The organism is Kordia algicida OT-1, assembly GCF_000154725.1.
Lineage (GTDB): Bacteria > Bacteroidota > Bacteroidia > Flavobacteriales > Flavobacteriaceae > Kordia > Kordia algicida.
Genome location: NZ_DS544873.1, coordinates 342,809 through 361,872 on the forward strand (window position 1 = coordinate 342,809; position 19,064 = coordinate 361,872).

General features: G+C 33.7%; 22 protein-coding genes. 9 read left to right on the plus strand and 13 right to left on the minus strand.

Annotated features, from left to right (window positions below; genetic code table 11):
• Position 1 precedes the first annotated feature (1 nt).
• Complete coding sequence (locus KAOT1_RS01520) at positions 2 to 805, plus strand: lysophospholipid acyltransferase family protein (protein WP_007092906.1); 804 nt, start codon at positions 2 to 4, stop codon at positions 803 to 805.
• A 76-nt stretch (positions 806 to 881) separates the two neighbouring features.
• On the opposite strand, the gene KAOT1_RS01525 is transcribed toward KAOT1_RS01520, so the two are convergent.
• The 3 genes from KAOT1_RS01525 to KAOT1_RS01535 are packed head-to-tail and all read right to left on the minus strand — an operon-like array spanning position 882 to position 2,295.
• Positions 882 to 1,145, minus strand: coding sequence for a hypothetical protein (locus tag KAOT1_RS01525; RefSeq protein ID WP_040559252.1), 264 nt, complete (start codon positions 1,143 to 1,145; stop codon positions 882 to 884).
• A gap of 25 nt (positions 1,146 to 1,170) precedes the next feature.
• Positions 1,171 to 1,797 (minus strand): hypothetical protein, encoded by a 627-nt coding sequence (locus tag KAOT1_RS01530; RefSeq protein WP_007092908.1) that lies wholly within the window; start codon positions 1,795 to 1,797, stop codon positions 1,171 to 1,173.
• A 3-nt stretch (positions 1,798 to 1,800) separates the two neighbouring features.
• On the minus strand, positions 1,801 to 2,295 hold the full coding sequence (locus tag KAOT1_RS01535) for an RNA polymerase sigma factor (RefSeq protein ID WP_007092909.1): 495 nt from the start codon (positions 2,293 to 2,295) through the stop codon (positions 1,801 to 1,803).
• Between the two features lie 109 nt (positions 2,296 to 2,404).
• Between KAOT1_RS01535 and KAOT1_RS01540 the strand changes: the two genes are divergently transcribed.
• The gene (locus tag KAOT1_RS01540; RefSeq protein ID WP_007092910.1) at positions 2,405 to 3,697 is read left to right on the plus strand and encodes an NAD(P)/FAD-dependent oxidoreductase; all 1,293 of its coding nucleotides are present in this window, start codon (positions 2,405 to 2,407) and stop codon (positions 3,695 to 3,697) included.
• On the opposite strand, the gene KAOT1_RS01545 is transcribed toward KAOT1_RS01540, so the two are convergent.
• The 4 genes from KAOT1_RS01545 to KAOT1_RS01560 are packed head-to-tail and all read right to left on the minus strand — an operon-like array spanning position 3,689 to position 5,914.
• Positions 3,689 to 4,396, minus strand: a complete 708-nt coding sequence (locus tag KAOT1_RS01545; protein WP_007092911.1) for a lysoplasmalogenase — start codon at positions 4,394 to 4,396, stop codon at positions 3,689 to 3,691. The two genes, KAOT1_RS01540 and KAOT1_RS01545, sit on opposite strands and share 9 nt — an antisense overlap.
• Before the next feature lie 59 nt (positions 4,397 to 4,455).
• Entirely contained in the window at positions 4,456 to 5,121 is a 666-nt protein-coding gene (locus tag KAOT1_RS01550) for a lysoplasmalogenase (protein ID WP_007092912.1), read from the minus strand.
• The gene (locus KAOT1_RS01555) at positions 5,118 to 5,657 is read right to left on the minus strand and encodes a metal-dependent hydrolase (protein ID WP_007092913.1); all 540 of its coding nucleotides are present in this window, start codon (positions 5,655 to 5,657) and stop codon (positions 5,118 to 5,120) included. The genes KAOT1_RS01550 and KAOT1_RS01555 overlap by 4 nt, the downstream gene beginning before the upstream one ends.
• Positions 5,657 to 5,914: a DUF6576 domain-containing protein gene (locus tag KAOT1_RS01560; protein ID WP_007092914.1), complete on the minus strand. Its 258-nt coding sequence runs from the start codon at positions 5,912 to 5,914 to the stop codon at positions 5,657 to 5,659. The genes KAOT1_RS01555 and KAOT1_RS01560 overlap by 1 nt, the downstream gene beginning before the upstream one ends.
• A gap of 194 nt (positions 5,915 to 6,108) precedes the next feature.
• On the opposite strand from KAOT1_RS01560, the gene KAOT1_RS01565 reads away from it, so the two are divergent.
• Positions 6,109 to 8,262, plus strand: coding sequence for a TonB-dependent receptor (locus KAOT1_RS01565; protein ID WP_007092915.1), 2,154 nt, complete (start codon positions 6,109 to 6,111; stop codon positions 8,260 to 8,262).
• 223 nt (positions 8,263 to 8,485) lie between these two features.
• On the opposite strand, the gene KAOT1_RS01570 is transcribed toward KAOT1_RS01565, so the two are convergent.
• Positions 8,486 to 8,839: a DUF779 domain-containing protein gene (locus KAOT1_RS01570; protein ID WP_007092916.1), complete on the minus strand. Its 354-nt coding sequence runs from the start codon at positions 8,837 to 8,839 to the stop codon at positions 8,486 to 8,488.
• Between the two features lie 423 nt (positions 8,840 to 9,262).
• Entirely contained in the window at positions 9,263 to 10,762 is a 1,500-nt protein-coding gene (locus KAOT1_RS01575) for an aldehyde dehydrogenase family protein (protein ID WP_007092917.1), read from the minus strand.
• Between the two features lie 160 nt (positions 10,763 to 10,922).
• Here KAOT1_RS01575 and KAOT1_RS01580 point away from each other — a divergent pair, with 160 nt between their 5' ends.
• Positions 10,923 to 11,843 carry an AraC family transcriptional regulator gene (locus KAOT1_RS01580; protein WP_040559254.1) on the plus strand — a complete coding sequence of 307 codons (921 nt, stop codon included), beginning with the start codon at positions 10,923 to 10,925 and terminating at the stop codon, positions 11,841 to 11,843.
• 110 nt (positions 11,844 to 11,953) lie between these two features.
• Here KAOT1_RS01580 and KAOT1_RS01585 read toward each other — a convergent pair whose 3' ends face one another.
• Positions 11,954 to 12,430: a hypothetical protein gene (locus KAOT1_RS01585; protein WP_007092919.1), complete on the minus strand. Its 477-nt coding sequence runs from the start codon at positions 12,428 to 12,430 to the stop codon at positions 11,954 to 11,956.
• Between the two features lie 260 nt (positions 12,431 to 12,690).
• On the opposite strand from KAOT1_RS01585, the gene KAOT1_RS01590 reads away from it, so the two are divergent.
• Positions 12,691 to 13,224, plus strand: coding sequence for a hypothetical protein (locus KAOT1_RS01590; RefSeq protein ID WP_007092920.1), 534 nt, complete (start codon positions 12,691 to 12,693; stop codon positions 13,222 to 13,224).
• 59 nt (positions 13,225 to 13,283) lie between these two features.
• Here the strand turns inward: KAOT1_RS01590 and KAOT1_RS01595 are convergent, their stop codons facing one another.
• Positions 13,284 to 13,799 carry a GNAT family N-acetyltransferase gene (locus KAOT1_RS01595; RefSeq protein WP_040559256.1) on the minus strand — a complete coding sequence of 172 codons (516 nt, stop codon included), beginning with the start codon at positions 13,797 to 13,799 and terminating at the stop codon, positions 13,284 to 13,286.
• 130 nt (positions 13,800 to 13,929) lie between these two features.
• Here KAOT1_RS01595 and KAOT1_RS01600 point away from each other — a divergent pair, with 130 nt between their 5' ends.
• Positions 13,930 to 15,240 (plus strand): phosphatidylserine decarboxylase, encoded by a 1,311-nt coding sequence (locus tag KAOT1_RS01600; protein WP_007092922.1) that lies wholly within the window; start codon positions 13,930 to 13,932, stop codon positions 15,238 to 15,240.
• A gap of 71 nt (positions 15,241 to 15,311) precedes the next feature.
• Here the strand turns inward: KAOT1_RS01600 and KAOT1_RS01605 are convergent, their stop codons facing one another.
• Positions 15,312 to 15,674 carry a hypothetical protein gene (locus KAOT1_RS01605; RefSeq protein WP_007092923.1) on the minus strand — a complete coding sequence of 121 codons (363 nt, stop codon included), beginning with the start codon at positions 15,672 to 15,674 and terminating at the stop codon, positions 15,312 to 15,314.
• Positions 15,675 to 15,791: 117 nt separating this feature from the next.
• Complete coding sequence (locus KAOT1_RS22625; RefSeq protein WP_157559972.1) at positions 15,792 to 16,091, minus strand: hypothetical protein; 300 nt, start codon at positions 16,089 to 16,091, stop codon at positions 15,792 to 15,794.
• 717 nt (positions 16,092 to 16,808) lie between these two features.
• Between KAOT1_RS22625 and KAOT1_RS01615 the strand changes: the two genes are divergently transcribed.
• The 3 genes from KAOT1_RS01615 to KAOT1_RS23640 are packed head-to-tail and all read left to right on the plus strand — an operon-like array spanning position 16,809 to position 19,056.
• Entirely contained in the window at positions 16,809 to 17,435 is a 627-nt protein-coding gene (locus KAOT1_RS01615; RefSeq protein ID WP_007092925.1) for a tetratricopeptide repeat protein, read from the plus strand.
• Positions 17,436 to 17,491: 56 nt separating this feature from the next.
• Entirely contained in the window at positions 17,492 to 18,853 is a 1,362-nt protein-coding gene (locus KAOT1_RS01620) for a 2TM domain-containing protein (RefSeq protein ID WP_040559257.1), read from the plus strand.
• A complete protein-coding gene (locus KAOT1_RS23640; RefSeq protein ID WP_007092927.1) occupies positions 18,844 to 19,056 on the plus strand; it encodes a 2TM domain-containing protein in 213 nt (70 codons plus the stop codon). The genes KAOT1_RS01620 and KAOT1_RS23640 overlap by 10 nt, the downstream gene beginning before the upstream one ends.
• The last annotated feature ends 8 nt before the right edge of the window (positions 19,057 to 19,064 follow it).

Consider the following 19,064-nt stretch of genomic DNA (forward strand, 5'->3'; position numbering starts at 1 on the left):
CATGGGATTATTCAAAAGAAATCCTTTCGGACATATACTCTTTTTAAAAAAATGGTTGATTAGAATTGCGGGAACGTTGACACACAGACGTTATCGTGGTTTTAATGAATTGAAAATTGAAGGTTCTGACATATTACGTTCGTTACCTGATAAAAATGTATTGTTTGTTTCCAATCATCAAACGTATTTTGCAGATGTTGTAGCGATGTTTCACGTATTTAACGCAAGTTTGAGTGGACGTGGCGATTCTATTAAAAACGTGGGATATTTGTGGAATCCGAAGTTGAATATTTATTATGTGGCGGCAAAAGAAACTATGAAATCTGGATTGCTACCTAAAATCCTTGCCTACGCAGGTTCTGTAAGTATTGAACGTACGTGGAGAGCAAATGGGGAAGATGTAAATAGACAGGTGAAAATGAGCGATATTTCTAATATTGGAATCGCGCTTGATGATGGTTGGGTCATTACATTTCCGCAAGGAACTACCAGACCTTGGAAGCCTATTCGAAAAGGAACTGCACATATTATAAAACGCTACAAACCTATTGTAGTGCCTATTGTAATTGATGGTTTTAGGCGTTCATTTGATCGTAAAGGACTTCGCATCAAAAAGAAAGGAATTTTACAATCTATGGAAATCAAAGAACCGCTTCAAATTGATTATGAAAATGAAAGCGTAAAAGATATCATTGAAAAAATAGAATACGCAATTGAGCAGCATCCATCATTCTTAAAAGTAATTCCGCAGGAAGAATTAGAAGCTATGGAAGAACTGAATGAAAAGCGTAAATGGGAATATTAATCTAGTAGAAAATAATAAAAAAAGGACTCAAAACTTAAATTTTGAGTCCTTTTTTATGTTTATATAGTGCTGAAAATTAATTTTCAATGCTTGTTGTTTCTTCTTCTTTTGATCCTTCTGAAGTGTTCATTGTTGCATAAAGTGCATGCCCAACTTTATTAAACACATTGTAAATGAGCTGAATAATTCCGCCATTATTCATTGTATACATTGAAGTATATGCTGTTGTATGTTGTGTTAACGTTGTACCAAATTGACTTTGAAAACTTTTCGTCTCTTGGTGTGCACTTACAGAAATACTAAACATGGCAAACATTAACAATAAGAATATTTTTTTCATGGTGATATGGTTTTAATGTGCGATTTTATGATTTTAATTGTTTCAATTCTTTGTAATTACGCTTTAGCTTTTTAGTAAGCAATCCGTATAATAAATAATATATTCCGTAAAACACAAGCACAATAAGGCAGGCTAGTAAAATAGTTACCAATGCCAGCATTAAATAACTTGTTAAAGTAGCTTCTGCTCTAAACTGATCCATTCCGCCAGCTTCTGCTATAAATCCTGATGGGACAGCAACACATACTGTTACCGCAATGGCGCTCAAACTATACACTACATAATGTTTAACTGTTTTACGAGTCGTAATAATATTTTGCATTAAGTCTTTAATAGAACTTGTGGTAGAAATCTTTTTATAGTTCATAAAGAACTTATAAATAAAATAAAATACTACAACAGAAGAAATGTAATAAAACCAATTAAACCAAACTGGCGTATTTGAGTTTTCCATGGCTTCGGGTTTAAGTATAAATATCAATACGACACTTGCTACTCCAAAACCTAGTTCTAGTAAACTGACATAAAAGATCCACTTTACGAGCGAAGAAGATTTCTTCAGGATCATTTTGTCAATATCGTTGTAGGATAGCTTAGGCTGATTTGCCTCTTGCTTTTTCCAATCTTTTTTTAATAAATCTAATTCTTCCATGAGTTATGGATTTAAAATCTTTTTCAATTTGGTTTTAATTCTGTTCATCTTCACACGTGCATTCACTTCCGTAATACCAATTGTTTCGGCTATTTCTCTATAATTTTTATCTTCTAAGTATAAGAAAATCAAGGCTTTTTCAATATCTGATAATTGCTTGATAGCTTTATACATAATCTTTAACTGTTCTTCTTCAGTATCATCATAATCCTCGGATGTTATTTTAAAAACAACACTTTCATAATCTTGTGTCTTTACACGTCTTTTCGACTTTCGATATAACGTAATAGCAGTATTTAATGCCACACGATACATCCAAGTACTGAATTTAGAATCGCCTCTGAATTTTGGGTATGCCTTCCATAACTGTATCGTTATCTCCTGAAAAAGATCGTTGTGTTGATCTTTATTAGAAGTATAAATTCTACAAACTTTATGAACGATATTCTGATGACGTTCTAATTCTGTAACAAAACTATGTTCGAGGTTGTTGCTCAATTTTTTGATGGTTATTTGCCTATAAGTGTTTTGAAAAACAAATATGTTACATATTTTTTAAAAAACTTTTAGAAAGCTGTATTTTTGTTCTGTAAGGGATGAATTTTTTATGAATATACCAAGAACAAGCTTTCCTAGAGTTGTCATTATTGGCGGCGGATTTGCAGGAATTTCGCTAGCTAAACAACTCGGAAAACAAGAAGTGCAAGCGGTGTTAATTGACAGACACAATTATCATACTTTTCAACCTTTACTATATCAAGTATCTACAGGTGGATTGGAACCTGATTCCATCGCATATCCAATTCGTAAAATTGTAAAAGATTATCCAAATTTTTACTTCCGATTGGCAAATGTGGTAGCAATTGATACCGAAAATAAATGTGTTTGTACAGATATTGGCGATCTCAACTACGATCATTTAGTCATTGCTACAGGTTCTAAAACAAATTTCTTTGGAAACTCAGAAATTGAAAAGCACAGTATGGTGATGAAAACCATTCCACAATCGTTAAACCTTCGCAGTTTGATTTTGGAAAACTTTGAACAAGCCATTTTAAAATCTGATCTAGAAGAACGCAATGCACTAATGAACTTCGTTATAGTTGGAGCAGGACCAACAGGCGTAGAATTGGCTGGCGCTTTGGCGGAAATAAAAAAAGGAATTCTTCCAAAAGACTATCCCGATTTAGACATTCGTCAGATGAATATTAATTTGGTGCAAAGTTCATCGAGAATTTTGCCTGCAATGAGTGAACAAGCTTCTGAAAAAGCAGAAGATTATTTACAAGGACTTGGTGTTGATGTTTGGAAAAATTTACGCGTTACCAATTATGATGGCGATTGGGTAAGTACCAACGGAACTGTAAATTTTAGAGCCGCAACATTAATTTGGTCTGCAGGTGTAAAAGGCGCAACAATTGCTGGAGTAGATGGCGAAGAACTTATTACACGTGGAAACCGAATCTTAGTCAATGAATTCAATCAAGTAAAAGGGTTTGATGATATTTATGCACTTGGTGATATTGCTTCTATGCAAAGTGAAGACTATCCGTACGGGCATCCAATGATGGCGCAACCTGCCATTCAACAGGGAAAGCATTTGGGGAAAAATCTCGTTCGTAAGCTCAATGGTAAAGAAATGAAACCTTTTTCATATTTAGACAAAGGTTCTATGGCAACTGTAGGAAGAAACAAAGCGGTTGTAGATTTGCCAAAGTTTAAATTTCAGGGTGTTTTTGCTTGGTTTGTGTGGATGTTTGTGCATTTATTTTTTCTCATCGGATTTAGAAATCGAATGGTCGTTTTTATCAATTGGGTTTACAATTACGTTCGTTTTGATCGTGAAGCACGCTTAATCATTCGTCCATACAAAAAATACAAACAATCTTCGTCAGATTAAAAAAGCATCTTCCTGCTGTTCTGTATTTTCTACAGGACAGTTTACGGCTAAAATCCCGAGAATTATCAGCAATTGTGAAATTCCGTAGAAAAACATGATATAAATGTCTTTGTATGGCAATGGTTCATGAAATCTGTTCAATCCAATAAGAATCTGTGCAATGGTAAAACAGCAAGTTCCAATAAATACCAAACGATAACTTTTCAGGTTTACATTCTTATAACGTAGATATGCCAATTTTAAAAGATTGAGTACGGTTGCCATGTACATAATAACTGGAATAAGCATTGAGTCAAGTTTATCATACATAAGGTAAATCAGCGAAAGCGAAATTAAAAGTGATATTGCCAAATACGGAATCAATCTATCAATATCGTATCGTGTCTGTTTATACAAATACAAAGAATATAGCAGCATCGCAATCAAGAAAGATACAAGTCCCAAAATAAAAGAATAAAAAGGCATAGTTTCTAGTAATACTATATCGCCAACGCATAAAAAAACAAGTGCACCAAGAATATTAATTCTGTGGCGTAATTTCATTTCACCACTATTTATATAGAAAAAAATAGCGAGTAAAATGGTGATTAGTGGCTTTGTAAACAATCTTAATTCATAAAATTCTTCAGAATTATTAAAATAAATATCTAAAGAAAGATTCAATAAAAAAAGGATAATAAAAGCTTTAAAAAATTTCATATTCTTGGGAGGCTTTTTTCGAAAAAGCACTGCAATTTAGTAAAAAAAATATTACATAATTAGTTTTGATAACTTTTGATGATTCCCATAACAATTAAAAATTGTGCAATAGCATAAGTAGCCATTATACTTAGGTTCGAAAAAGGTAGTGGATCATAAAATTTATTTACTGCCAAAAGACTATCTGATACCATAAAAAATAATGCTCCAACAAACACCAACTTAAATCCTTGATGTAAAACCATTCCTTTTCTCATAAACGCCGTGGTTGCCATGGAGAGAATCACTGCCATATATACCAACACAGGAATTAATAAATCGCCCAATCCGTCTTTAATTAACCAAAATAGTCCTACAGCATATACTAAAAGCAACGCAACGAATGAGAGACTGTCTTTTTTTCCATTACGATCACGAAAAAACACCACAATGTACATCACATGCGCCAATAAAAAGGAAACTAAACCTGCTATAAAAAAACCTTCATCATAACTCACAAACATCAACAATACATCGCCCCACAAAGAAAAAAGTAATGCTAATATGGTGGTTAATTTTACAGAAAAATGCAGATGGTCTGAATTAAAAATAAAAAATAACATCAAGGTAATTACAATGGCGGGTTTTGTAAAATAATGCCAAGTCGTATAACTCTCAAAGCTTCCAAAAACAAGCTCTAGTGTTACAACGATGATAAAAATGATGGTAAAAATTTTTGTTTTCATATAGATTTCTTTTTTAAGAATATGGCAATAGCGAGTAAAATTACACAGGGAATTCCAATATAAAAAGCTTCATTCTGTAGTACACGAAAACCATAATCACTAAAAAAATTGCTAACACCTAGTGGCGAAACCAAAATTGGTCGCCAAGGAAAAAAGTAACGCGTATTATCAAATGGAATGAAAAAACCAACACCGCGTCCGCCATTAGTTAGCGCATCGAGCAAACTATGCGATAATGTTGCCAACAAAAATGTGATAAACAATACAATTCCAGTTTTTGAAAAATACGTGATCTTTCTGTAAAATAACGCACGAATTAAAAATGCAAGTAGAAAAGCAAATAAAATACTATGTGAAAATCCGCGATGTCCCAACGGATGCATGTACGAATAATCAAAATGAAACATGATAACATCAGCATCAGGAATAACTGCGCAAAAAATTAATAACAAGGAAAATTTTACAGGATTCAGTTGAAGGTTTGAAACTTTACCTATCGTGTAGGCGGCGAGCGCATGTCCGAAAATAGACGCCATTAATTAGAACTTGAATATTCGTCCAAAATCGCTTTTTCTTGCGAGGTTAAACTTTCCACACCTTTTGCATTAATCTTTTCCAAAATACGATCTACCTTTTCTTGTTTCTCTTTTTTCTTTGCGTTAAATTCATCATCAATCGTGTAATACTTCTTGCCCGAACGTTTCGAGAGACCTGAATTGTTCTTTCCCGCAAAAAAAACAACATACACAAAAACCGCAATAACCGCGATAGAAATAAAAGGCATTAAACTCATAGATGTGCAATTTTTTAGTACTCAAAACTACAATATTTCTGTTTTTTGTGCAATTAGAATCAAAATACAATTCATCCTTTAATTACGACAATTGAGCATTTCCTTTTTTCAAAATATTGCAGATCGCAAGACATTTGTGCCATCATCAATCAACACTTTGACTTAGTTCAGTGTACAAAAACAATAATAATACCATGAAAAAATTACTACTCATTCTCTGTTTGTGTTTGCAAAGCGTCGTTTATGGACAAACCACGATTTCAGGAATTGTTACCGATTCATCTAACGAACCTATTTTAGGTGCCAATGTATATTTAGAAGGCACTTTTGACGGAGCTTCCACCAACGAAAAAGGTGCGTTCAGTTTTACCACTGATGAAACGGGAACACAAGTTTTGCTAGTTTCTTTCTTATCGTTTGAAACGAAAAAAGTCACTTTAGATGTTTCTAAAATGCAAAACATGACTATCAAATTACGCGAAAATGTAGACGCCTTTAACGCGGTAATTTTAAGTGCAGGATCATTTGAAGCTGGAGAAAATGCTAAAGTAACTGCCTTAAAACCACTAGATATTGTAACCACAGCAAGTGCGTTGGGCGATGTTGTTGGCGCATTACAAACCTTGCCAGGAACGAGTACAGTTGCCGAAGATGGACGATTATTTGTACGTGGTGGACGTGCCGAAGAAACGCAGATTTTTATAGACGGAATTCGTGTGTTTACGCCATATACAAATACTACAAACAATATTCCTGCGCGCGGACGTTATTCGCCATTTCTCTTTAAAGGAATTACGTTTTCTACAGGTGGATATTCGGCGGAATTTGGGCAAGCACTATCTGGTGTCTTGGAATTAAATACGATTAACGAACCCGATCAGGAGAAAACCGATATTTCTGTGATGACCGTTGGTGGCGCGCTCGGACATACCGAAAAGTGGGAGAAAGGTTCAGTGAGTTTTAGTACATCATACATCAATTTAGCACCGTATTTAGAGCTATTTCCAGATCGTAACGAATGGATAAAACCATTTCAAGGTGGACAAGGAGAAAGTGTATTTCGTCATCATTTTGAAAATGGAACCTTGAAATTTTACACGGCGTTTGATATTACGGACTTTGAACTCGACCAAGAAAGCATCAATTTTGACGAATTGGTTCGCTTCAAACTCAACAATAACAATTTGTATATGAATGGTTCGTACAAAGGTGTTTTTGGAGAAAATTGGTCTGTTACTTCAGGATTGAGTTACACACGCGACAACTCAAAAGTACGAATCATTGACGATCGCATCAATAGCTTAGAGAATTCATTTCACTTTAAAACAAAGCTGAAAAAGAATTTTAATAACAGAATCAAACTGAGTTTTGGAGCAGAATATTTTACTACTGATTTTGATGAAGAATTTGAAAATCCTTTTGTAGAAAAAATTGATTATGGTTTTAAAAGTAACTTAATTGGCGCTTTCGCGGAAACGGACATTTTTTTCTCAAAAAACTTTGCTGCAAAAGCTGGTGTACGTTTAGATCATACATCTTTGTTGGAAGAAACAACTATTTCTCCACGATTGTCATTGGCGTATAAAACTTCCGAGAAAGACCAAGTGTCGTTTGCTTTTGGACAGTTTTACCAGAATCCGAATAATAATTATTTAAAATTCAACTCAGGATTTAAGCCAGAAAGTGCCACGCATTATATTTTAAACTATCAATACGTACATGATGGAAAAACGTTTCGTGCAGAAGCATATCACAAAGAATACAATGATTTAATTACGTTTTCTGGACAATTTCCACAATTTGGGACTGATTTTGCGAATGATGGTTTCGGTCAGGCCACAGGTTTGGACATTTTTTGGAGAGACAACAAAACCATCAAAAATGTAGATTATTGGGTTTCGTATTCGTACTTAGATACGCAACGTAAATTTGAAAATTATCCTGTGGAAGCGATGCCGAATTTTGCGACAAAACATAACTTTTCTTTGGTCACAAAACATTGGATTGACAAGTTGAAAAGTCAGGTTGGATTTAGTTATAACTATTCTTCAGGAAGAACGTACACCAATCCGAACACAACAGGATTTTTATCAGAAAAAACGAAAGATTATCACAGTTTAAGCGTGAATTGGGCATATTTAATCTCTCCACAAAAAATATTGTATTTCTCAGTTTCAAATGCCTTAGGTTTACGAAATGTATTTGGCTACGAATATGCAAATCAGCCAGACATTAACGGAACATTTCAACGAATGGTGCGTCGTCCTGCACAAGATCAGTTTTTCTTTGTCGGTTTCTTTTGGACGATTAGTGATGATAAAACGAGTAATCAGTTGGATACGTTGTAACTCACTACGTTTGCAGTATTAAGCGTTGAGGTTTTAGTATTGAGATTTAAATTCACTTATTTATAAAAAAGTTGGTATATAAAAAGCTAGCGCGAGTTTTAAACTCGCGCTAGCTTTACTATCATTTCAAAGCAAACAATTTACATAAAGAAAAAGATTGTCACGTTGTAAACTCCTCGCAAGACGTTTAGACGATAGAATAATTCAAAATTTAAATTCATAATTATGAATTTAAAACCGCATTTTCTTCCTCTGTCAACAATCTGGAATGAATGATAAATCGTAATCCAAGCGGAATTTCTAGGGAAAAACTCGCGCCTCTGCCTTCTGTTATATCAACAGTTAAATGTGTGTGTTTCCAATATTCAAATTGATCTTGATTCATATAAAAATTCACGCCTTCTAGTTTCCCTAAATGAACGTCGCTTTCATCCAAGTACATATCTTCTTCAGGTAAAATCATCGGAGAAGAACCATCACAACAACCGCCACTTTGATGAAAAATGAGGTTTCCATGTTGTTTTTTAAGTTGTTGTACAACTTCAGCAGCTTTTTCTGTGATTGCGATTCTTTCCATAGCTAAATTTTGAATAAAAAAATACGAAATTTGAAGATTAATATTAAATAGCGTGAGTTCGACGTAAGAATTTTAGTTTGAAGCTTTTCTTTTCCGCAGTATAGCAGGAGTTTTTCGTTAAAAATTTTCGAAACCTTGGAGAAAATTTAGAAAAACTAAAAATACCTCTGGAAATCAAAGATTCATGAGTTCCATAATTGGAAATAGAAATCATACGAACTAAAAGTTCCCTTTCTTTTGTTGATGCCTGTGCTGAACTTGATTCAGTATTCTTTGGGTAAGCAAAGAAAATGAAAATAAAACACTAAAAATGAATTGCATAGCAGAATTATTTCTAAAATTACTATAAATATAAATTGAATGATTTATATCGAACTGACGTTAAAATAGTATGCAAGATGTCAAAGTGACATATTTGTCATCCTAAAAGAATCCTAATTTATTCTTGTCATACGAAATCAACATATTTTTTGTTTGGCGATAATGATTTAGCATCATTACGTGATTTTCTCTACCAAATCCTGACTTCTTATATCCACCAAATGGTGCATGCGCAGGATATGCATGATAGCAATTTACCCAAACACGTCCAGCCTTAATCGCTCTTGGTATTTGATATAATTGATGTGCATCACGCGTCCAAACACCAGCTCCTAAACCATATAAAGTGTCATTTGCGATTTCCAAAGCTTCTGCTTCGTCTTTAAATTTTGTGACACAAGCAACTGGACCAAATATTTCTTCTTGAAAAACACGCATTTTATTATGTCCTTCTAACAAAGTTGGCTTGATGTAAAATCCGTTTGCCAAATCACCTTCCAATTTGTTGGCTTCTCCACCTGTCAACACTTTTGCACCTTCTTCTTTTCCAATGTGAAAGTAGGATTGAATCTTCTCATATTGATCGTTTGATGCTTGTGCGCCAACCATGGTGTTTACGTCGTATGGATTGTCTTGAATGATGGCATTTGTTCGAGCGATCACACGTTCCATAAAAGCATCATAAATGTCTTCTTGCACTAAAATTCGTGACGGACACGTACAAACTTCCCCTTGATTGAACGCAAATAAAACGGCACCTTCAATAGCTTTGTCTAAAAATTCGTCATCCGCATCCATCACACTGTTAAAAAAGATATTTGGCGATTTTCCACCGAGTTCCATGGTTACAGGATTGAGGTTTTTAGAAGCGTATTGCATAATTAATTGTCCCGTAGTCGTTTCTCCTGTAAAGGCAACTTTATCAACACGTGAGCTAGAAGCTATTGGCTTTCCTGCTTCTGGACCAAAACCGTGTATAATGTTAATGACACCAGGAGGAAATACATCTGCAATTTTTTCCATTAATAAGGTTGCGGTAGCTGGTGTTTGTTCAGCAGGTTTTAACACCACACAATTTCCTGTGGCGAGTGCTGGAGGTAATTTCCACGATAACATCAATAGAGGAAAATTCCATGGAATAATTTGTCCAACAACGCCAAGCGGTTCTTTTATATTCATGGAAAGTGTGTGCGCATCCAATTCTGTTGCAGAACCTTCTTCGGCACGAATACAGGAAGCAAAATAACGCCAATGGTCTACACAAAGTGGAATGTCGGCATTTAATGTTTCACGAATTGGTTTTCCGTTATCGCAGGTTTCAACCAAGGCAAATTCTTCTAAATTAGCTTCAATAATATCTGCCACTTTGTTCATTAAAGTTGCTCTTTCGGTTACGGAAGTGTTTCCCCAAGCTTCTTTGGCAGCATTGGCAGCATCTAATGCTAATTCTACATCTTCTTTTTGAGAACGTGGATATTTTGCAATTAAGCTATTGTCAATTGGTGATGTATTGTCAAAGTATTGTCCGCCCAAAGGAGCAACAAATTCACCATTGATAAAGTTGTGATATTTCTCTTTAAATGTTGGTTTTGAATAACTCATATTGTTGTTGATTTAATTTTTTAGAGGTTAATTTTTTAAAGAATTATTAATTTTTATAAAGTTAGTTTGTCATATTCTCATTATATTGAACATATATATTAAACTTTTGCACATATCTATTATATTGATTTTCAACGCTTAATTTTTTGTATTATTGAACATGCAATCACTACTAAATCAACATAAAAAACACAGAAAACTCACTACTTTGGTAGAAAACAGAACTACGTATAGTGCAGAATATGCCGAATTAAATATTTATGAAACCTATGCTTTTGCTGAGAAAGTTTCGCTGACATTTGACTTCCCAATTATCGCGAGCATGCTTACAGGAAAGAAAGTGATGCATTTAGATGGTTTTGAGGCGTTTGATTTTTTTCCGGGAGAATCGGTAGTAATGCCAACCAATAAAGAAATGGTTATTGATTTTCCGTTAGCGACAAAAAATTCGCCAACGCAGTGCTTGGCATTAGGAATTGACACAAGTAAGATAGAAGAAGTTGTGGGGAAATTTAATCAATCAGTACAGATTGAGAATGAAAATAACAATTGGAACTTAGACGAAAAAGCTTCCCATTTAATTAATAATACTGATGTGAATCATTTGGTACAGCGACTTACGCATACGTTTACAAATGATACAAGTTCTAAAGATATGTTGCTTGATTTGATGATTCAGGAATTAATTGTGCGTTTGCTACAAACCAAAGCAAAATCGCTGATTATCAATGATGCAGATCAAATGTTCACAGATACACGAATAGGTTCAGTGATAAAATATATTAAAATGCATTTGACGAATAAAGATATCAATGTAGACTCTTTGGCAAAGCAAGCATACATGAGTACTTCACACTTTCACAAGCAATTTAAAAATACGTTGGGTGTTTCTCCGATAGATTATATCAATTCAGAGCGTATCAAGTTTGCTAAAAAACTCATTAAAGAGTCAAAAAACCTGAGAATTTCTGAAATTGCTTACAAATCTGGTTTTAACAATACGAGTTATTTTAATAGACAGTTTAAAAAGCATGAAATGATTACGCCAACACAATTTTTGAAGTCTATTTTTGGGAAATAGATTGGCGGGATTTGAGAAGTCAGATTGAATTTTTTATCACTTTTTAGTTCTTTAAAAGAATTGAATTTGAATTTTTATTTATGAAGCATATTTTGAAAATTAAGTTGTGTTTACTTATTTATAAACTCTACATCCAACACATCGCGCAATCTGTTCATACTATATCCAGAAGCGTATTTAAAAGCAAATGCAATAAAGATATAGCGAATCATTAAAAACTGTAGGATGGCAACTAAAATAAGAACAGGGTGAAATTTTTCTTTATCTACTAGAATTGCAATGGTAATACCAACCATAGGAAAACATAAAATGATACTCAAAAGAACTTTAAAGGCTTTGTGAATTTCAACGCAAACATAACCTGTTTTATCATTAATTTCTCCTTTCATGACACAAAACACATTTTTCCTAATTGCAGAAGAAATTAGTTTGAATTTATTTTCGGTAATCATTCCACGAAATGATCTGTCTGTATACTTAAAAGTGAGCTTTTCCGATGGATCAGTCCTTCGTTTCAAACGATCAATAGTTTTTGATTGTGTGTCTATTAACCGAAATGAACGTTCCGTTGTTGGGAAAAATTTCATGCAGTATCTTTCTTTAAAAATAATTAGCAATTTACAATTTCTCGGTGAAAACTTTTACAAGAATGGTTCATCAAAAATAAAAATATGAAGAATAGATTTTTTGATTCAGCTTACTTTTTATACGCTATAATTGATAACTCCTAATTTTTAAAAGTAGGGAAAACCCTGAACGTAAAAATTGATGATTAAAATATATTTGAACCTTACGGCGGAATCCGAAAAGCCATAAATAGAGTAGGTTCATTCAAAACAAATATTTTATGCATTATTACTACATACCGCAACACAGTTGGGGATTATATGACCAAGCAGAAGACGGAAATATCACAGGGTTTTACTCCGCGCAAGGCGGACCATGTCGTCCTGTAACTTTATGGTGTAGCGCGACCAATCGTGGCGCTTTTGCTCATTGGGACGATGATTCATTAATGACCGAGAATTTGCTATATTGGTTGGTAAATGGCGATTATGAAAACCAAATAACAATTTATACCACAGAAGATGCAATGGACGAAGTAAATGCCAGCATCTTAGCAATTAATGCTGATACACAAATACTTCACGATGAAATTGAAATAGGAATTTGGGGATTTACTTTTGATGGCGATTTTGGACCCATTGATGTAGATAATATTCCAGATAATGACTTGGAAGAAATGCCAGTAAATTGGAGCGATTATTGGGGAAATGCTCCTGATTGGCAAAATGGTAGTACATTTTCAGCTCAAATAATTTTAGCGATCAATGGTTTTTTTGCCAATTATAATGGACGTTATTATTTTGATTTTCATTAAAAATGATCTTTAAAAACAACCTATGAAGCCTTGAGTTCCAAACATACAACAGACCGTTATCAGTATGACAAATACATCACATAATTTGGATTGTAGCGCGTTTCAGAAATCTTAAAATCGTATTCGCCTGTAATTTTGAAGTGATGTTTCAGATAGAAACGCAATGCGCGTTCATTCGTAATTAAAACATACAACCACATGCCTTGTTGTGTTGCTTTTTTTGAAGCTTCAATCGTGAATTGAAAAAGTTGTGCGCCAATGTTTTGTCCGTGGAACTCTTTTAAAACATACAACCTGTCGAGTTTGGTAACTTGCGTCGCTTCAACAGTTTCGTTTGGTACATTGAGTTGAATTTTGGAATAACCCGCGAGTGTTTCATTGACAAAAATTACATAATAATGAATGTTAGCATTGTTAAATTCCGCCGCAAGCGTTTCAACAGCAAAAGCTTTTTTTACAAAAGATTCCACCGCTTCTTTTGGAGTATTTGGTAAATAAGTGTCTAAAAATGTGTTACGACCAATAATGGCAATGCTTTCGATATCTTCTGTAGTTGCTTTTCGAATTTGAATCATCTTGATAAATTGTAGTTTCAAAAGTACGCAAATCTACCTGTTTTTTTAATTAGGATAATTCTACGCTGATTTTCTCCTTGCATAAGTCATACATTTGAGAAACATATTAACCCAAGCCAAAATTAGTATTATGAAACACAAATCAAGCTTTAAACACAGCGGCATTGTTAGAGAATTGGATAAGTTACTGAGTAAAAATTCAGAAATGAAAAAAGCCTTATTAGTTTCTTTAAAAGCAGCAAATATTGCAGCAAAGAAAGAATTAAATTCAGATTTATACAATGCTTTAAATGACGAATTTAACGGAAATGCATGGCCAACAACGATTGAACATTACTACGATTATTTAGATATGTACGTACGTTTGGTACCTGACGAAAGCAGCGATCCAAACTATCCGAATGCTTGGAAAAGCACCGATTCTTCCAATGGTTATAACCAAAAAGTGTACGACTTACTATGTCAGTTTTATTGGTTGGTAGATCAAAAAGTAGAAGGATCAGAACTTTCCATGCAGAGTTTTCCAAAGTTTGCCAAATGGTTACAGAAATTTGCAAAAGCTTGGGGCGCATTTTTAGATACAAAAGAGTCGTTTACCAAAGAAAGTTATTACTCGTTCCGTCATAATCCGATGTATAACTATCCTTTATATAGTGATAATTCTGAAAGTTGGACAACGTTTAATGAGTTCTTTTATAGAGAATTTAACAATGCGGATGCGAAAACGGGAATTTCCCCATTACGTCCAATTGCAGCACCAGATGACAATACAACCATTGTTGCTCCAGCAGATTGTACATACAAAGCAGACTACAAAATTGACTCGAAAGGAAATGTGTTGGACGCAAACGGAGAAAAAACAACAGAACGTCTCAAACATACACACGCTATTGGAACGGTAAAAGAATTGCTTGATGGCAGTAAATTTGCGAAAGATTTTTACGGCGGAACGTTTGTACATTATTTCTTAGGACCGTACGATTATCACCGTTTTCACACACCAATAAAAGGGAAAGTGCTGGAAATTAAAGACATTCGTGGAAAAGTATACTTAAACGTAGAAATGACCGAAGACGGACAATGGGACGCACCAGATGGTTCGGAAGATGGATACGAATTTGAGCAAGCGCGCGGATTGGTCATTGTAGATGGCGGAAAAGAAGTTGGAAAAGTTGCCATACTTCCTATCGGAATGGCACAAGTTTCAGGTGTAATGATGTACACAAAAGCAAATCCACCAAAAGGAGTTCCTGCGGAAAAACTCATCAAAGTTGGTCAGAAAGTAGTGAAAGGACAAGAATTTGGAAAATTTAGATTCGGCGGTTCAGACATTATCATGTTATTTGAAAAACCACAAAAAGATTTGTACATGTTTAAAAAAGATCCTGGACATGTACCAATTCACTTTCAAGTAGGACAGACTGCGATTTATACAAAATAACGAAGACTTTAGCCTCGATATAAAGTTACAAACGCCACAAATGCTTATGAGATAGTATTTGTGGCGTTTTTTTATGCTTTATTTTTCTTTTCAGGAAATAAATTATCGTCTATCAATTTATTGAGAATTAAATGTATCCCAAATACTATTAAAAAGATGAGGTTGATATTGATGAATGAGATTGTAATTTTCATGTTGATATAAAAAATATGAATTAAGTCGAAAGTTCCGATCAGCAACACAAAAAAGAAAAAATGTACAAACCATTTTCTATTAAAAAAGTACAGAAATGTTGAAACTAAAATTAAAGCAAAACTTATGTAATGCTTCTGATGTAAAGTAATATCAGATGTCACATGTTTTATCAGCGTAACCATCATTAATACATATATTAAAAGTAACGGAATACTATCTTTTGTAATCTTTTTAGTCATGTTAAGTATTTGTTGAAGTGTTCAAATATACATCTTTATCAATATGAAAAATACTTTCTAAAAAAACGCACCAACCATTCGCATGACAAAAAGACAAGTCTGCATACAATAATCATGTTATCTGTTTGAGGTTTTCTGCCAAAGTAATCCACCTAAAACAAAACCCACACTGCCATAAATAATGTATACCAAAGCTGGAATTGTTGTAATGGTTTCTTCAGTAAATAATTGAATAATTTCAGTTTGTTTAAAAAAAAGAATGATGGTAATGGCAAGTAATATTCCTAAGCCGAGCAGTTCGTTAATCCAACGTTTTTTTCGAGCTGAGAAAATATGTGCGGCTAAAAAACCCCAAATCCACGGAAGTAATTGTATATGTGTCGCTTCTACTTTTGTGAAGCCAAAATAAATAAGCATTCCTATAAAAGTTATGACTAACGAAACTTGTTGAAAATTGTGGATTCTTTTTTTTTCGGTTAAAAGTTCTCTTTTAAAACAAAAAAGGACTGTTGCAAGGAAATTATAAACTAATAATGTATAAATGGTAACAGATAAAAAAGTGCCTAAGATTGATGAAAATTGCATTGATATGATGTTTCGGTTAAGTATAATAAATGTAGAAAAACCACAACGCTACGAAATACCTACACATAGGGAAATTACTTTTGCTGGGTAAGGCACTAGGTTTTGGGAATTGGGTATTCGTAAGTTTTAAAGTGACTTTTGAAGTTCTCAGGACAAATCCACAAAAAACAAAAAACGAATAAACAAAAATTGAAGTTTATGTGTTTATAAGTTTAAGAGTTTACACTTTAAAACAAAATGTAGAAATAATATTTAACCCAAAACCCAAAAACCAAAACCCAAAATCCAAAAAGCTGATACATTTTGCGAAGTCGAAATACAAAAACCAACCCAACGACAATTCATCCTTAAAAAATTACAATTCAGTAGTTTCTTTTTTTGCAGTGCTCACTTTTGTTAGATATTTGAACCATCAATCAGAAACAATTAAAACAATCAAAAAATGATCAGTATCGCATTCACCATCGTAGCATATGTTTTTTCAATTATCTGAAAATTCATATAAAAACAAAAAAACAGTACAGTAAACAATCAAAAACAACAAGAACAATGAAAAAAGTAGTATTAATTTTAGCGCTCGTAGGCTTCGGAATCGTTGCAAATGCACAAACTAAATATGAAAAAGGCATGCAAAAAGCGTTTTCATTATTAGAAGAAAATAAAAGTGCAGAAGCCGCAAATTTATTTGAGCGTATTTCCGCAGCAGCGCCACAAGAATGGTTGCCTTCTTATTACGCGGCACAAATAAATATTTTAGGAGGTTTTGCCATTAAAGATAAAAGTAAGCTTTCTCAGCAATTAGAAAAAGCACAAAAACAATTAGATCATGCAACAAGTATTTCACCAAATAATCCAGAAATTATGATTATGCAAGCCATGTTATATACAGTTTGGGTTGCGTACGATGGTGCAACTTACGGAATGCAATATGCACCGAAAGTAAGTGAAATTTACGCAAAAGCATACGCAATGGATAAAGACAATCCACGAGTTGTATTGTGTAAAGCAGAATGGGATATGGGAAGCGCACGATACTTCGGAAAAGATACAGCACCATTTTGTAAAGAGCTGGAACGCGCCAAAACACTTTTTGAAAATGAAACTGCTACAAAAGGATTTGAACCAAGTTGGGGAAAAGAACGCGCAATACAATTGGTAGAAGATTGTAAAAAGTAATCGTACCGTTCAAAAAACCTTAGTATCTTTGAAAGAAGTCTACAAAAGAAACCACAATGAAAGAGTTTAGCAAAGTTGTATTTATCGGATTTATCATCGCTATTTTATTATTAGGAAAAGATTTGATGTTCGATTATATGGGCGATAAAGCTATACATTTCAACAAAAGATTCTTAGTTAGTTTCGGGTATTACTGCATGTATTGCATTCCTATAAGTATCGTAAACTCATACTTTTTTAGTTACTTAAACTCAGAGTTGAGGTGGACAAAAACGATGAAAAAATACCGTTTGCTTATTGGAATTGTAGGTTCGGTTGTCATTACCATTTTTACGGTTTTTTTAGTGCGAATGGTGCAAGAAATCTTTATTGAAGGAGAAAGTTATGAGGAATTCATCCAAACGGAAAATGCTGAATTTTACGTAAGTGCTTTACTGATAACCATTGTATTCTCTGTGTTTTTTCATGCGATATACTTTTACAAGGAATTACAAAAAAAGAAAGTTACTGAACAAAAAATCATCGCAGGAACAGCTTCTGCACAGTTTGATGCATTAAAAAATCAACTAGATCCGCATTTTTTATTCAATAGTTTAAATGTATTAAGTTCTTTAATTGATGAAAATCCGCGTCAAGCGCAAAAATTTACCTCAGGATTGTCAAAGGTTTATCGGTACGTATTAGAACAAAAAAATAAAGAATTGGTCACAGTTGATGAGGAATTAAAATTTGCAAAAACCTACATGAGCTTGTTAAAAATGCGCTTTGAAGACAGTATTATTTTTGAAGCTCCTGAAACTGCGAAAAATCCAGAAAGTAAAGTTGTGCCTTTGTCACTTCAACTATTGCTGGAAAACGCGGTAAAACACAATATGGTGACACCATCCAAACCGTTACACATAAAAATATATGAAGATCAAAATAATTTAATCATAGAAAACAATCTTCAAGAAAAACAAATAGTAAAAAAGAGTAGTGGAGTAGGTTTAAACAATATCAGGCAACGATACGATTTACTTACCCAACGCGAAGTTTATATTTACAAAACTGCGTCGGACTTCCAAGTGGCAATTCCGATGCTCACAAAACAAAAAGAAATTATGAGACAAAAAGCAATTGGATCTTCCGAAAAAGAATTGGACGATCAATACATAAGAGCACGAAAACACGTAGAAAAACTAAAAGAGTTTTACTATAACTTATTATCATACTGTTTGGTAATTCCGTTTCTAATATTCATCAACCTAAAAACGGTACCACAATTTCACTGGTTTTGGTTTCCTATGTTTGGATGGGGAATTGGATTGGCTTTTCACGCCATGAGCGTTTACATCGAAGATGGACGTTTTGGTAAAAACTGGGAAGAACGTAAAATAAGAGAATACATGGAACAAGAAGAACGCAAGCGATGGAAATAATAGAAAACAAAAATTATCAGGAAGAACAAGCATACATTCGCGCCAAGAAAAAGGTAGAAAATATTAAAGGATTTTACATTCACTTACTGATTTATATCTGTGTAAATTTATTCATCAGTATCAAAAAAATAATGGAAAACCTTAGCAATGGCGAAACTTTTGAAGAAGCTTTTTTGATACAGGAACATTCGTTGTTTGGCTAGCTTGGGGA

Bases quoted from the DNA above. Each gene is read 5' to 3' on its own strand.
- KAOT1_RS01605 (WP_007092923.1), bottom strand. From the start codon at position 15,674: ATGACTAAAAAGATTACAAAAGATAGTATTCCGTTACTTTTAATATAT.
- KAOT1_RS01530 (WP_007092908.1), bottom strand. From the start codon at position 1,797: ATGGAAGAATTAGATTTATTAAAAAAAGATTGGAAAAAGCAAGAGGCA.
- KAOT1_RS01580 (WP_040559254.1), top strand. From the start codon at position 10,923: ATGCAATCACTACTAAATCAACATAAAAAACACAGAAAACTCACTACT.
- KAOT1_RS01590 (WP_007092920.1), top strand. From the start codon at position 12,691: ATGCATTATTACTACATACCGCAACACAGTTGGGGATTATATGACCAA.
- KAOT1_RS23640 (WP_007092927.1), top strand. From the start codon at position 18,844: ATGGAAATAATAGAAAACAAAAATTATCAGGAAGAACAAGCATACATT.
- KAOT1_RS01575 (WP_007092917.1), bottom strand. From the start codon at position 10,762: ATGAGTTATTCAAAACCAACATTTAAAGAGAAATATCACAACTTTATC.
- KAOT1_RS01525 (WP_040559252.1), bottom strand. From the start codon at position 1,145: ATGAAAAAAATATTCTTATTGTTAATGTTTGCCATGTTTAGTATTTCT.
- KAOT1_RS01545 (WP_007092911.1), bottom strand. From the start codon at position 4,396: ATGAAATTTTTTAAAGCTTTTATTATCCTTTTTTTATTGAATCTTTCT.
- KAOT1_RS01560 (WP_007092914.1), bottom strand. From the start codon at position 5,914: ATGAGTTTAATGCCTTTTATTTCTATCGCGGTTATTGCGGTTTTTGTG.
- KAOT1_RS01520 (WP_007092906.1), top strand. From the start codon at position 2: ATGGGATTATTCAAAAGAAATCCTTTCGGACATATACTCTTTTTAAAA.
- KAOT1_RS01555 (WP_007092913.1), bottom strand. From the start codon at position 5,657: ATGGCGTCTATTTTCGGACATGCGCTCGCCGCCTACACGATAGGTAAA.
- KAOT1_RS01565 (WP_007092915.1), top strand. From the start codon at position 6,109: ATGAAAAAATTACTACTCATTCTCTGTTTGTGTTTGCAAAGCGTCGTT.
- KAOT1_RS01550 (WP_007092912.1), bottom strand. From the start codon at position 5,121: ATGAAAACAAAAATTTTTACCATCATTTTTATCATCGTTGTAACACTA.
- KAOT1_RS01600 (WP_007092922.1), top strand. From the start codon at position 13,930: ATGAAACACAAATCAAGCTTTAAACACAGCGGCATTGTTAGAGAATTG.
- KAOT1_RS01585 (WP_007092919.1), bottom strand. From the start codon at position 12,430: ATGAAATTTTTCCCAACAACGGAACGTTCATTTCGGTTAATAGACACA.
- KAOT1_RS01615 (WP_007092925.1), top strand. From the start codon at position 16,809: ATGAAAAAAGTAGTATTAATTTTAGCGCTCGTAGGCTTCGGAATCGTT.
- KAOT1_RS01570 (WP_007092916.1), bottom strand. From the start codon at position 8,839: ATGGAAAGAATCGCAATCACAGAAAAAGCTGCTGAAGTTGTACAACAA.
- KAOT1_RS01540 (WP_007092910.1), top strand. From the start codon at position 2,405: ATGAATATACCAAGAACAAGCTTTCCTAGAGTTGTCATTATTGGCGGC.
- KAOT1_RS01595 (WP_040559256.1), bottom strand. From the start codon at position 13,799: ATGATTCAAATTCGAAAAGCAACTACAGAAGATATCGAAAGCATTGCC.
- KAOT1_RS22625 (WP_157559972.1), bottom strand. From the start codon at position 16,091: ATGCTTATTTATTTTGGCTTCACAAAAGTAGAAGCGACACATATACAA.
- KAOT1_RS01620 (WP_040559257.1), top strand. From the start codon at position 17,492: ATGAAAGAGTTTAGCAAAGTTGTATTTATCGGATTTATCATCGCTATT.